12 protein-coding genes and 2 pseudogenes are annotated in these 12,473 nt (G+C 62.4%); 8 read left to right on the plus strand and 6 right to left on the minus strand.

What is annotated here, in order from left to right:
• Positions 1-81: 81 nt before the first annotated feature.
• The 3 genes from J5I97_RS10170 to J5I97_RS10180 all read right to left on the minus strand — a co-directional run bounded on the left by J5I97_RS10170 (position 82) and on the right by J5I97_RS10180 (position 2,574).
• Positions 82-954, minus strand: a complete 873-nt coding sequence (locus J5I97_RS10170; protein ID WP_208586351.1) for a sulfurtransferase — start codon at positions 952-954, stop codon at positions 82-84.
• On the minus strand, positions 951-1,754 hold the full coding sequence (locus J5I97_RS10175) for a CoA pyrophosphatase (RefSeq protein ID WP_208586353.1): 804 nt from the start codon (positions 1,752-1,754) through the stop codon (positions 951-953). The genes J5I97_RS10170 and J5I97_RS10175 overlap by 4 nt, the downstream gene beginning before the upstream one ends.
• A gap of 121 nt (positions 1,755-1,875) precedes the next feature.
• The gene (locus tag J5I97_RS10180) at positions 1,876-2,574 is read right to left on the minus strand and encodes an FKBP-type peptidyl-prolyl cis-trans isomerase N-terminal domain-containing protein (protein WP_002804447.1); all 699 of its coding nucleotides are present in this window, start codon (positions 2,572-2,574) and stop codon (positions 1,876-1,878) included.
• 221 nt (positions 2,575-2,795) lie between these two features.
• Here J5I97_RS10180 and J5I97_RS10185 point away from each other — a divergent pair.
• The 3 genes and pseudogenes from J5I97_RS10185 (at position 2,796) to nth (ending at position 4,607) form a co-directional block, all read left to right on the plus strand.
• A pseudogene (locus J5I97_RS10185) lies at positions 2,796-3,547 on the plus strand (enoyl-CoA hydratase-related protein).
• A gap of 8 nt (positions 3,548-3,555) precedes the next feature.
• Entirely contained in the window at positions 3,556-3,942 is a 387-nt protein-coding gene (locus tag J5I97_RS10190) for a hypothetical protein (RefSeq protein WP_208586355.1), read from the plus strand.
• A complete protein-coding gene (gene nth / locus J5I97_RS10195) occupies positions 3,939-4,607 on the plus strand; it encodes an endonuclease III (RefSeq protein WP_208586357.1) in 669 nt (222 codons plus the stop codon). Before J5I97_RS10190 ends, nth begins: the two co-directional genes overlap by 4 nt.
• A gap of 244 nt (positions 4,608-4,851) precedes the next feature.
• On the opposite strand, the gene J5I97_RS10200 is transcribed toward nth, so the two are convergent.
• The 3 genes from J5I97_RS10200 to J5I97_RS10210 form a co-directional block, all read right to left on the minus strand.
• A complete protein-coding gene (locus tag J5I97_RS10200; protein WP_208586359.1) occupies positions 4,852-6,420 on the minus strand; it encodes a SulP family inorganic anion transporter in 1,569 nt (522 codons plus the stop codon).
• Between the two features lie 11 nt (positions 6,421-6,431).
• Complete coding sequence (locus J5I97_RS10205) at positions 6,432-7,112, minus strand: carbonic anhydrase (protein WP_208586361.1); 681 nt, start codon at positions 7,110-7,112, stop codon at positions 6,432-6,434.
• A 113-nt stretch (positions 7,113-7,225) separates the two neighbouring features.
• A complete protein-coding gene (locus tag J5I97_RS10210; RefSeq protein ID WP_208591669.1) occupies positions 7,226-7,546 on the minus strand; it encodes a hypothetical protein in 321 nt (106 codons plus the stop codon).
• A 164-nt stretch (positions 7,547-7,710) separates the two neighbouring features.
• On the opposite strand from J5I97_RS10210, the pseudogene J5I97_RS10215 reads away from it, so the two are divergent.
• The 5 genes and pseudogenes from J5I97_RS10215 to pstA all read left to right on the plus strand — a co-directional run.
• Positions 7,711-7,934: pseudogene (locus tag J5I97_RS10215) on the plus strand (porin); the annotation flags it as partial.
• Positions 7,935-8,073: 139 nt separating this feature from the next.
• On the plus strand, positions 8,074-9,093 hold the full coding sequence (pstS, locus tag J5I97_RS10220; RefSeq protein ID WP_208586362.1) for a phosphate ABC transporter substrate-binding protein PstS: 1,020 nt from the start codon (positions 8,074-8,076) through the stop codon (positions 9,091-9,093).
• Between the two features lie 334 nt (positions 9,094-9,427).
• Positions 9,428-10,519 (plus strand): phosphate ABC transporter substrate-binding protein PstS, encoded by a 1,092-nt coding sequence (gene pstS, locus J5I97_RS10225; RefSeq protein WP_208586364.1) that lies wholly within the window; start codon positions 9,428-9,430, stop codon positions 10,517-10,519.
• Positions 10,520-10,630: 111 nt separating this feature from the next.
• Positions 10,631-11,605, plus strand: coding sequence for a phosphate ABC transporter permease subunit PstC (gene pstC, locus J5I97_RS10230; RefSeq protein ID WP_208586365.1), 975 nt, complete (start codon positions 10,631-10,633; stop codon positions 11,603-11,605).
• Complete coding sequence (pstA, locus tag J5I97_RS10235) at positions 11,605-12,468, plus strand: phosphate ABC transporter permease PstA (RefSeq protein WP_208586367.1); 864 nt, start codon at positions 11,605-11,607, stop codon at positions 12,466-12,468. The genes pstC and pstA overlap by 1 nt, the downstream gene beginning before the upstream one ends.
• The last annotated feature ends 5 nt before the right edge of the window (positions 12,469-12,473 follow it).

The raw sequence follows: 12,473 nt of genomic DNA on the forward strand, positions 1-12,473 counted from the left end.
CCAGCACTGCAATAAACTGCGCTCCGCGCAGCGACCCTGCGTTCCCACAGGTCACCGCTCCTTACGCTATTGTGCCTGCAATCAGGGAGCGGTCGCGACCGGACGCGCCGGGTCCTGCAACCAACCGCTCCAGGAACCAGCGTAAACGCGCGCGCCGGACAACCCCGCCACTTCCAGGGCCAGCAGCAGATGGCAGGCAGTGACGCCCGATCCGCACATCACTACCGCCTGCTCGGGTCGATACGCGCCAAGCAGCGCAGACAGCTCGGTGCGCAGTTCGTCTGCCGGCTTGAAGCGGCCATCGCGGATGCTCAGACCCAGCGGGCGATTCACCGCACCCGGCACATGCCCGGCCACCGGATCGATCGGTTCGATCTCGCCGCGAAAGCGCTCGCCGGCCCGCGCATCCAGCAGCCAGCCAGGCGCCTGCTGCAGTCGCGCCAGAATCTGCTCGGCGTCCACCACGGCATCGGTGTCGAAGCAAGCGGGATAGGCGGGACCGTCGCTCACGTCAGGCTGCTCGGTGCTCTCCGGCAATCCGGCTACGCGCCAGGCGGCCAATCCACCATCCAGCACCGCCACGCGGCGATGTCCCATCAGCCGCAGCATCCACCACGCACGCGCCGCCGCCATGCTGCCATCGCCCGCGTCGTAGACCACCACCTGGTGGTCCGGGTCGATGCCCCACTCGCCCAGACGCTGCGCAAACGTTTCGTTGTGCGGCAACGGATGCCGCCCCTGCGCAGGCCGCGACAGATCGGCCAGATCGTGGTCGAGATTGGCGTAATATGCGCTGGGCAAATGCCCCTGCGCGTAAGCCTTGCGTGCCGCATCCTGGTCCGGTGCGGTCGGTGGCGCAGCCCGCGCGTCCAGCAGACGCATGTGCGGATGCTGCAGCATGGACGCCAAGGTGGCGCTATCGACCAGTGTGGTCCAGGTCGGATCGGCGCTCATGCAACCTGCTCCAGGCGACGACGAAGATTGAGAAGAATGGCCGCCGTGGCGCCCCAGATGCGATGCCCCGGCCAGTCGTATTCGAGGACGCGGCGTGGCCGGCCACGAAATTCCAGCTCCACGCTGCGCAAATTGTCCGGGTCCATCAGATAGGCCAGCGGCACTTCGAACACATCGGCCACCTCGTCTGGTTGCGGCACCGCCACGAACGCCGGGTCGATCACCGCCACGACCGGCGTGACCCGAAATCCACTGACGGTCAGAAATGGATCCAGGTAGCCCATCGCATGCACATGCTGTGCGCTCAGCGCGATTTCCTCGCAGCTCTCGCGTAGCGCGGCAGCGGCCGCATCGGCATCGGACGGCTCCATGCGCCCGCCCGGGAAGCTGACCTGCCCGGCGTGATGACGCAGGCTGTCGGTGCGCCGGGTCAGCAGCACCATGGTGCCGTGTTCGCGCGCTACCAGGCCGCACAGCACGGCCGCTTCGGCAGATGCGCCGCCTTCGGTGAGGTCGATCAGTTCGGCATGGTTCCAGCCCGGCCCGTCCGGCGGGGTCTCCAATGGATACAGCGCGCGCCGCAGCTGCGTGTATTCCGGCAGCCGCGCGGTCAAGGCGCGTGCAGGCAGGACCGTGTGCAGATAGTCCCGGCGTTCGGCGTCGCTCATGCTCATCCAGCGTGCAATTTCATCCAGGCTACGCAGGCAGCCGACACAGTGCGACTGCGCGTCCAAAGAACATACGCCGATACACGGGCTGGGCAGCACACCACTGTTGCAACCTGACTTGGTATCGGTCATCGCCCGCTCCTGCAGCCGCCGCGTCGTCTCATCAATTTCTTCAGACAAACCAGGCAATCAGTGGACCAAAACGACAACGCCGGCTTGGTGGCCGGCGTTGTCACAGCAACATCAGACGCAATTACTTGACGCTGACCAGCTTGATCTCGAACTGCACAGCCACGTTCGGCGGAAACGGGGTACGCGGGTCGGCACCATAGGCTTTCTCAGGCGGCAGGGTCACCTCCCACTTGGAACCGGTCGGCATCTGCAGCAGCGTGTCGCGCATGGCCTGCATTTCCACTTCGCTGACCTTGATGGCCGGGATCTGCTGCGCCGGACGTGCCTTCTCGCGGTCTCCGAAGGGGAACGGGCCTGCCACTTCCAGCTGCACGGTGCTGGCCTGAGTCGGCTTGGCACCTTTGCCTGCTTCGATCACGCGGTACTGCACGCCGCTCGGCAGCGTCTGCACGCCAGCGGTGCCCTTGTTTTTGGCCAGGAACTGGTCGCTCTTGGTCTTGTTGGCGGCAGCGGCCTTGTCGTATTCGGCCTTGGCCTGCTGGGCGCGGCCCTGCTCACGCTTCTGGAACGCCTCGACTACCGGCTTGAGCTGGTCGGCAGTGACTGCCGGCTTCTTCTTGGCATAGGCGTCCTGCAGACCCTTTACCACCGAGTTGATGTCGATCTGCTCGCCGCGGCCGGTAAGCTCGGCAATGTTGGTGCCGTACTCGTAGCCGAAGTAGTAGCTCAAGTTAGTCTTTTCGGACGTCGTGTCCTGGGCCAGTGCATTGCCCGTCAGGGCCAGGGCCGCCACAGCGACCGCGATAGAACGCAACTTCATCAAACAATTCTCCAGGGTGGGGGCACAGGACGGGTCTGCCGCCTGAGATGACGGGTTAGGATAGCGGCCGCGATGCGGAACCGCTACTTATTGCGAAAGCTATGACCAGCAAGGCTTTGGGGCGCTCCGTATTTACTAAATTTTTACGTTCCCAAAGATTTCCGTGTCCAATCGCGTCATTTCACGTCATTCCGATCGCCTACCGAGCCAGTGTGCGGACGATGACGGTCAACCGGCCGGACAAACTGAACGCCTTGGCTTGAACCGGGAAACCATGCAGGCGCTGGACCAAGCCTTTCTGGCAGCCGCACACTAAGGTGCGCGCAGTGATTCTCACCGGCGCCGGCCCCAAGGCCTCCGTCGAAGGCCTCCGTCGCCAGCGCAGACATCGCTGAAATGGGCGACCTTTCGGCGATACAGGGCCGCAAATTCTGGTTGCTGGACTAGCGGCCGATGCGCCGGATCGAGCGCATGCCCAAGCCGGTGATCGCGATGGTCAACGGCTTTGCGCTCGGCGGAGGATTGGAGCTGGCTATGGCCTGCCATCTGCGCATCGCAGCGGCAACCGCACGGCTGGGACAGCCGGAAATCGATTCAGCCGTGATCCCTGGCTTCGGGGGCACCTAGCGCCTGCTACGCCTGACCGGGCGCGCCGTAGCGCTGGAGCTGTGCCTGCTCGGCATGCCGATTGATGCAGCGCGCGCGCTGCGGCTGGGCTTGGTCCATCGTGTCCTCGAGTCAGAGGCATTGCAGGAAGACACCCTGGCGGGTTAGCACAGCGTCTTGGCTGCCGCCGCACCACTGGCCCTGGGCGGCATTCTGGACGCGGTGGCGTTCGGCGGCCAGTGCGCGATCGAAGAAGGATTGCAATTGGAAACAGCGCAATTTGCGCTGCTGTTCGCCAGCGACGACATGTGCGAAGGTACCCGCCCGTTTCTCGACAAGCGCCCCCGCCCAGTTCCGCAATCGCTGATCATCGCCATGACGCTCGACTCCACACCGGCACCGCGCCCTCTGCCGCTGCAATTATTCGACTGCGTGCAAGCAGACGATCTCGATCGCGCATTGGCACTAGGTCTAATGGATTACCTGCCCGATCCGCACCACGACGCGCTGGACGCAACCTGCATGCATGTGTGCGCTGTGTTGCTCGCTGCACAACAGCGTCTACGCGACGCCTGGGCCGCACGCGAACGTTATCGCGCGCGCACCGCGCGCCTGCAACGCCCTGCTGCCGAAGGCGATGCGCGCCGCACACCCGCGCCCGCGCCCGCACCACGCCAACCAGCGGCTCCCGCGCTGCCGCCGCTGGCTGCAGCCATCCTGGCGCGTGCCAAGGCCAAGGCCGCCGGTGGAGCGCAGCCATGAACGCGACAACGCCGGCACGTCGCGGCAGCAGCATGCGCAAACCGGAAATACAGGAAATGTTCGAGCGCCTGCGCGAACTCAATCCGCACCCAACCACCGAACTGGAATACACAACGCCGTTCGAATTATTGATCGCCGTTCTGCTCTCGGCGCAGGCCACTGATGTCGGCGTCAATAAAGCTACCCGCAAGCTGTATCCGGTGGCCAATACGCCGCGCGACATTCTTGATCTCGGCGAAGAAGGCCTGAAGCGCTACATCGCCACCATCGGTTTATTCAACGCCAAGGCCAAGAACGTGATCGCCACTTGCCGCATTCTGCTGGACCAATACGGTGGCAAAGTGCCGCATGACCGCGCTGCGCTGGAAGCGTTGCCGGGCGTGGGCCGCAAGACCGCAAACGTGGTGCTCAATACTGCGTTCGGCGAGCCCACCATGGCAGTGGACACGCATATCTTTCGCGTCTCCAATCGCACCGGCCTTGCACCGGGCAAAGACGTGCGCGCGGTCGAAGACAAACTGGTGAAGGTCATTCCCGCCGAATTTTTGCACGACGCGCACCACTGGCTGATTCTGCATGGCCGCTACGTATGCAAGGCACGCAAACCGGATTGCCCAGGCTGCGTGATCCACGATCTATGCCGCTATCGCGACAAGACCGTTTAGCCGCCCTTCGAACGGCCGACAACTCAACATGGCTGATACGATCTGAAAGGCCATCACAACGACTGCGCAGCGCCCAGCCGGGAGCTTTCTAGGCACATCGCATCGGCTAACGCCGAGCCGGGCTTTTCCGAATCCCGAATCCCGACCATAAAAAATCGCGACCGGGCACTACGTCTTTCGGCGCCATGCATCACCCGGTCACGCCACAGGTCACCCGGCGCGGACGCCTGGCGTTTGCAGCAGGTTAGGCAGCCTTCGCTTGCTCGACGCGCTGTTCGACCAGCGCGTTTTCCAGCGTCGGCTGACCTTCGACGCGTCGATCCAACTCTTTCCAGTCAACCACCAGCTCGCACCCGCGCGAGGCCGCATTCCGGCTCCAGTCGCGCAACAACTCGATGCAGGCATGGTCAACATGGTGCAGCTTGGCCACGTCCAGATGCAGTGCGGTGTTCGGCGGCACGCTTTCCAGCGTACGCGCCATCGCCGGCACCTTCAGGAACGTTGCAGAACCCTGCAGGGTCAGATGCATCTCATCCTTCTTGTCCGCGTGCTCACTCACGTGCACCTTCAAACGCGAGGAATGCAGCGCAAGACGGAACAGCGACAGACCAAAACCGATCAACACACCGGTCAGTAGGTCGGTTGCCACGATTGCAAAGGTGGTCGCCAGGTAGATCGCCGCGGTGCCACGACCATAGGTCGCCAGCTCCTTGACCTGCCCGATCTTGATCATCTTCACGCCCGTGTAGACCAGGATGCCGGCCAGACACGCCACCGGCGTCATCCGCAACAACCACGGCACAAGCAAGGCGAACACCAGCAACCAGCTGCCATGAAGGACGGTGGACATGCGCGTGGCTGCACCGGCCTGCACATTGGCCGCACTGCGCACGATCACGCCGGTCATCGGCAAGACACCCAGAAAACCGCACAGCATGTTGCCCACGCCCTGCGCCGCCAGCTCACGGTCGTACTGCGTCCGTGCGCCCTGATGCATACGATCCACCGCCGCCGCCGATAGCAGCGTTTCGGCGCTGGCGATAAAGGCAAAGGTCACCGCAGACACCAACAATGTGGCGTTGAACACGCCAAAGATGTCGGAGAAGTTGAGGATGGTGATCGCAGAGAACAGGTTGGCCGGAACATCGACCTTGTTGACGTTCATATCCTGCAGCTGCACGGTTGCTGTGACCACGACCACCGCGATCAATGCACCCGGCAGGGACCGCAGACGCTGCGGACGTAGCGTGTCCCACGCCACGATGATGCCGATGGTGGCCAGACCCACAAATAATGCGGTGCGGCCGGTGCCTTCGGCGATTGCCTGCCATAACACGGCAGGCAATGCAGCGAAGTTTTCCAGACCGCGCGCCTTGGGGGCGGCATCCATCAACACGTGCGCCTGCGAGGCCACGATCAGGATGCCGATACCCGACAACATGCCGGCCACCACGGCCGGCGATGTCATTCGGAACCAAACACCTGCACGGCACAGGCCGGCCACCAACTGGATCGCACCAGCGACCAGGATCACCGGCCCGAGCACGGCGATGCCGTGCTCGCGCACCAGTTCGAACACCAACACGGCCAAGCCGGCGGCCGGCCCGCTCACCTGAAAAGGAGAGCCCGCCAGAAAGCCAACGAGCAGTCCGCCGATGATGCCGGTGATCAGGCCTGTGGCAGGCGGCATGCCGGATGCGATCGCAATACCCATGCACAACGGGAGCGCGACGAGAAAGACCACGATAGACGACAACAAATCGCGCCCGAACAGTCCCTGACGGAAATATCCGCCGATACCTGATGTATTCATGATCGGCTCCGTCAGGCGAGTTCGGCGCGCGCGACTTGCTGCAGTCGCGGACGTGGGGTGGCTTCGGGGGTGTCGTCCGCCAATAACGGACGGAAGCCACCCTTCTCGGCATCGAAGGCGCGGATCTCGCCATGGGCGATGTCATAGATCCAGCCGTGGATACGCAAGGTGCCTGCGGCCAGACGTGCTGCAACCACCGGCTGCGTACGCAGATGGTCTAGCTGGGAGACCACATTCTCTTCGGTCATGCAGCTCAGCGCTTCCTGACTGTGCGGATCGTGCCCGTGATGAGCAGTGACATGACGCGCTGCATCGGTGTGCTTGAGCCACGCTGCCACAGAAGGAACGTCTTCCAACGATTCCGGCTTGAGCACAGCCTTCATCGCGCCGCAGTCGGTATGACCGCAGATCACGATGTGGCGCACGCCCAGTACCGCAATGGCGTATTCAATCGCTGCAACCACGCCACTGACGTGCTGGGAGTAAGGCGGCACCACATTGCCGATGTTGCGATAGACGAACAACTCGCCGGGCTGCGCGGAGAAGATCAGCTCCGGCATGACGCGCGAATCGGCGCAGGTAATGAACAGGGTGTGCGGACTTTGGCCGCCGGCCAGTTCCTGAAAACGCGCACTCTGGCGCGGATACACTTCCTTGCGGAAATGACGAAAACCTTCTAGCAAACTTTCCATGAGAGATACCTTTAGGCAATACAGTGCCATCCGCGTCGCAAACCGCGAATGGCAAAGACGAGAAAATCAAAAGGATCCGGTGCGCAGCACCGGTTGACGCGACAAACAGAGGATCAGGCGCGCAGTGCGTTAGGAGGGCGCAATTGCGGGATCAGGTCGCGTTTCTGATATGCCGGCGCGTAGTGCGCGTACCAACAGGGAAAATACCGCGCGAACATCGACCAAGCTTGGGAAAGCAAGGGGATGTCGTCTGCAGGATAGGGATCGGCCTCGGTCTGTGCGTCTGCGTCGTCCTGAAGATGGTTTGCTGCATCGCGTTCTTCGCCAGCATCCACCATCGCTGCCATGCCGTCGCCCACAAGCGCATCGTGAATGCGCGTGTGGGCATTGGCTGCCGACCACGCGGTAAGCGCGAGCAGGCAGACGAACAGCAAGTGGAATAATCGAGGAAGCATAGCCTCGAAACTAGCAATTTAGAACGCGCCTGCGCAAGTGGTGCGCACACAGGGCCTGACGGGCCAAGCGACGCGAAGTTGTCGTAGTTAATGAAAATTTCACGCCATAGCCTGCGCTCACTTTTTCAGGCCGCAAGGCACACATGAAATTTCCTTCTACGCTGCTCGGCTCCGCCGTGCTGCTGGCGTTGGCCGCGCCCGCCGCCCAGGCTCAAATCGCCATCGACGTGATCGGCGGCTCGGAGATCTCGTTGCAAAGCGTTTGGTCCAGGCCGACGGCAATTAGTCCCACAACGATATGCAAGCCCTCAACAGCCCGATCGGCTCCAATGGTGACAATTCCGAATTCAGCACCCGTCGCGCCGAACGCCCTGCCCGACCGTGGAGGCGCGCTCATGCCACGCCGTCATTGCCTTGTCATCTCTCCGACACCGCGCGGTCATGCCTCTGCTCTGCAATGGCACGATTGCTGGACGTTCTCATCCCTACGCTACAGGAGCTGTTCCGTGATCCACTTCTTGAAGACCCGTCTGGCCGTCGGCGTGCTCGCCGCTTCGTTGGCACTGTGCGCCCAAGCCGCCGATGTGACCGGCGCCGGTGCGTCGTTTATTTATCCGGTGATGTCGAAGTGGTCGGCCGACTACAACGCCGCCACCAAGAAGCAAGTCAACTATCAATCGATCGGTTCGGGCGGCGGCATTGCCCAGATCAAGGCGGCAAGCGTGGATTTCGGCTCGTCAGATGCGCCGCTCAAACCGGAAGAATTGGCCGCCGCCGGCTTGGCGCAGTTCCCGTCGATAATCGGCGGCGTGGTGCCGGTGGTCAACGTTCCTGGGATCGCACCCGGCGCTCTCAAGCTGGATGGCAAGACCCTGGGCGACATTTTCCTGGGTAAGGTGAGCACCTGGAACGATCAGGCGATCGCCGCGCTCAACCCGGGCGTGAAGCTGCCGGAGGGCAAGATCACCGTGGTGCACCGCTCCGATGGTTCGGGCACCAGCTTCAACTTGACCAACTATCTGTCCAAGGTCAATCCGGACTGGAAGAGCAAGGTCGGCGAAGGCACTGCCGTGCAGTGGCCGACCGGCATCGGCGGCAAGGGCAACGAGGGTGTGGCCGCTTACGTCAAGCAGATCAAGGGCGGTATAGGCTACGTCGAGCTGTCGTATGCGCTGCAGAACAAGATGGCCTACACGGCGATGAAGAATGCTGCCGGCAAGTTCGTGCAGCCGTCCGATGAGACCTTTGCCGCCGCCACCAATAGCGCGGATTGGGGCAACAGCAAGGACTTCTATCTGGTGATGACCAATGCCGCAGGCGGCAACGCCTGGCCGATCACTGCGACCAACTTCATCCTGGTGCAGAAGAAACCGAAGAACCCAGCCGGCCTCAAGAACACGCTGGAGTTCTTCCGCTGGGTTTACGACAAGGGCGATGCGCAGGCCAGGCAGCTGGATTACGTGCCACTGCCGGCCAGCCTGGTGACCCAGATCGAAGCCTATTGGGCCAAGAATCTGCCCCACTGAAAGTGGCCAACAGGACTACTGCACCATCGCCAGATGGACGCGGCTCGGGGTGTCCGTAATCGTTATTTAGGACTGGTAATACCGCGGTCATGCGCGTCGTTCGCGCCCAGCAGATTAGTGCTCGCTACGGTTTGTCAGCCACTTCAGGACGTGGAGATACGTGCAGGAACAACACCGTCTCTCCCACCGGCATTGGCACCGGGACGCGGCCTTACGGGGCCGCGTCTTCTTTTGTGATGTCTTCGCCAGAAGGAACTGTCATGCGCGCGTAACAAAAACATCATTTCATAGCGTGGTCTGCCGGACATCCGGCCAATCCAGCCTCGGAGCTTCTATGAAACTGCAGTCGGCCAGCCTGACCGCCCTGTCTCTCACCATCGCCCTCGCCCTGGCCGCATGCTCGCCCGGCAAGGACGCGCAGTCCGGCGACGCCGCAAAGGCTGCTCCAAGCGCAGGTGCCACTGCCGGCGATAGCAAGAGCGCTGAAATCTCCGGCGCCGGTGCCTCCTTCATCTACCCACTGATGTCCAAGTGGTCGGCCGACTACAATGCCGCCACCAGCAACAAGGTGAACTACCAGTCGATCGGTTCCGGCGGCGGAATTGCGCAGATAAAGGCCGGCACCGTGGATTTCGGTTCGACCGATAAGCCGCTGGACAGCACCGAATTGCAGCAGGCCGGCCTGGGCCAGTTCCCGTCGGCGATCGGCGGCGTGGTGCCGGTGGTGAATTTGGAAGGCATCGCACCGGGCAAGCTGCGGCTGACCGGCGCGCTGCTGGGCGACATCTTCCTGGGCAAGGTCACCATGTGGAACGACGCGGCGATTGTCGCAGCCAACCCAGGCGTGACCCTGCCGGCCACCAAGATCAATCTGGTACATCGCTCGGAGGGTTCGGGCACCACGTTCAACTTCTCCAACTATTTGTCCAAGGTCAGCCCGGAGTGGAAAAGCAAGGTCGGCGAAGGCACCTCCGTGCAGTGGCCGGGTGGCGTTGGGGGCAAGGGTAACGAAGGCGTGGCCTCATACGTGCAGCAGATCAAGGGCTCAATCGGTTACGTCGAACTGGCTTACGCGCTGCAGAATAAGATGCCGTACACCTCGCTTCAAAACGCAGCCGGCCAGTGGGTCGAACCGAATGCCGAGAGCTTTGAAGCCGCGGCTGCCAGCGCCGACTGGGCCAACGCCAAGGATTTTAACCTGGTGATCACCAACGCACCGGGCCAGAATGCATGGCCGATCACTGCGACCAACTTCATACTGATGCACAAGCAACCCAAGGATGCCGCGCGCAGCAAGGCGACGCTGGACTTCTTCAAGTGGGCGCTGGAAAACGGCCAAGCTCAGGCCAGCGAACTGCACTACGTGCCGCTGCCGCCAGAGCTGGTGAAGCAGATCGAGGCCTACTGGGGCAGCGAGTTCAAGTGATGCCCTGCACCCGCCGATGCGGCGGGTTGCGCTGCGGTGAGGTACCTGCAGGTGCCTCACCGTGCCTGTTATTTCACGCTCCCGCCGTTGCGCGGTGACGAGTCCAATCGAATGAATGCCACCGCCATTCCTGAAGCGATGACCGCGCCACGCGGCCGCGAACTGCGCGATGCACGCGCAGATCGCCTGTTCAAGCTTGCGCTGGCCACCACGGTCGTTTTCGTCCTGTTGGCGCTCGGCAGCGCTGCGCTATCGATGCTGTGGGGCGGACGCCATGTCCTGCAGATGCAGGGCCTGAGCTTTTTCTATTCTGCCGACTGGAATCCGGTGGAAAACAAATACGGCGCACTTGCGCCGATCTACGGCACCTTGGTCACCGCGTTGATCGCGATGGTAATCGCGGTACCGGTGAGTTTCGGCATCGCATTCTTCCTCACCGAAGTGTCGCCGCGCTGGTTACGTGGCCCGGTCGGCACCGCGATCGAATTGCTAGCCGGCATCCCCTCGATCATCTACGGCATGTGGGGCCTGTTCGTGCTGGTGCCGGTGATGACAGAGCACGTGACACCATGGCTCAACGATCACCTCGGCACATTGCCGTTGATTGGCCCGCTGTTTCAGGGGCCGCCGCTTGGGATCGGTTTGCTCACCGCAGGCTTCGTGCTGGCGATCATGGTGATTCCGTTCATCTCTTCGGTGATGCGCGAAGTGTTCCTGACAGTGCCGACGCGTTTGAAGGAATCGGCGTACGCGCTGGGATCGACCAAGTGGGAAGTCAGCTGGGACATCGTGCTGCCATACACCCGCTCTGCGGTGATCGGCGGCGTATTTCTGGGCCTGGGCCGTGCGCTCGGCGAAACCATGGCGGTTGCCTTCGTGGTCGGCAACACGGTGCGGTTGTCGCCGTCGCTGCTGGAGCCCGGCACCACCATCGCCGCGTTGATCGCCAATGATTTCGGCGAGGCCACCGAGACCTATCGTTCGGCCTTGTTGCTGCTGGGCTTTGTGCTGTTCATCGTGACCTTTATCGTGCTGGCGATTGCGCGCTTCATGCTGATGCAGCTGTCGCGTCGGGAGGGCAACTGATGTCGTCTGTCTCGCAATCCCTCTATAACCGCCGCCGCGTGACCAATGTCGTTGCGCTGCTGCTGTCGTGCGTCACCGCGTTGTTCGGGTTGTTCTTCCTGGCCTGGATTCTGTGGACCTTGTTGTCCAAAGGCGTGCCGGGCATCGACCTCAATCTGTTTACCAAGATGACTCCGCCGCCGATGCAGGAAGGCGGTTTGCTGAATGCTTTTTTCGGCAGTGCGGTGATGTGCGGCTTGGCGCTGGCGATCGGCACGCCGCTGGGTATTGCGGCAGGCACCTGGTTGGCCGAGTACGGCAATGCACGCAAGGCCGGTTTGGTGGTGCGCTTTGTCAACGACATTCTGTTGTCGGCGCCGTCGATCGTGCTCGGCCTGTTCGTCTATACGCTGTACGTGATGCAGACCGGCGGGCGCTTTTCGGCGTTTGCTGGCGCACTCTCGCTGGCCTTTATCGTGTTGCCGGTAGTAGTACGCACCACAGACGAAATGCTGCGGCTGGTGCCGGCGCAGATGCGCGAGGCGGCGTTGTCGCTGGGCATTCCGCAGTGGAAGGTCACCGTGCAGGTGCTGTATCGCAGCGCCTCGGCCGGCATCCTCACCGGGATCCTGCTTGCGCTGGCACGCATCAGCGGCGAAACCGCGCCGCTGCTGTTCACCGCCTTCGGCAATCAATACTGGAACAGCAATATCTTCCAGCCGATGGCCAGCGTGCCGGTGATCATGAATCAGTTCGCCGGTAGCCCCTACGAGACCTGGCAAACCCTGGCCTGGGCCGGTGCACTGGTGCTGACGGTGTTCGTGTTGTTGGTGAGCCTGGGTGCACGTGCTCTGCTCTTGCGCAACAAGATTTCCAATGACTGACCTTT

The sequence above is a fragment of the Xanthomonas fragariae genome (assembly GCF_017603965.1).
GTDB classification, from domain to species: Bacteria; Pseudomonadota; Gammaproteobacteria; order Xanthomonadales; family Xanthomonadaceae; genus Xanthomonas; species Xanthomonas fragariae_A.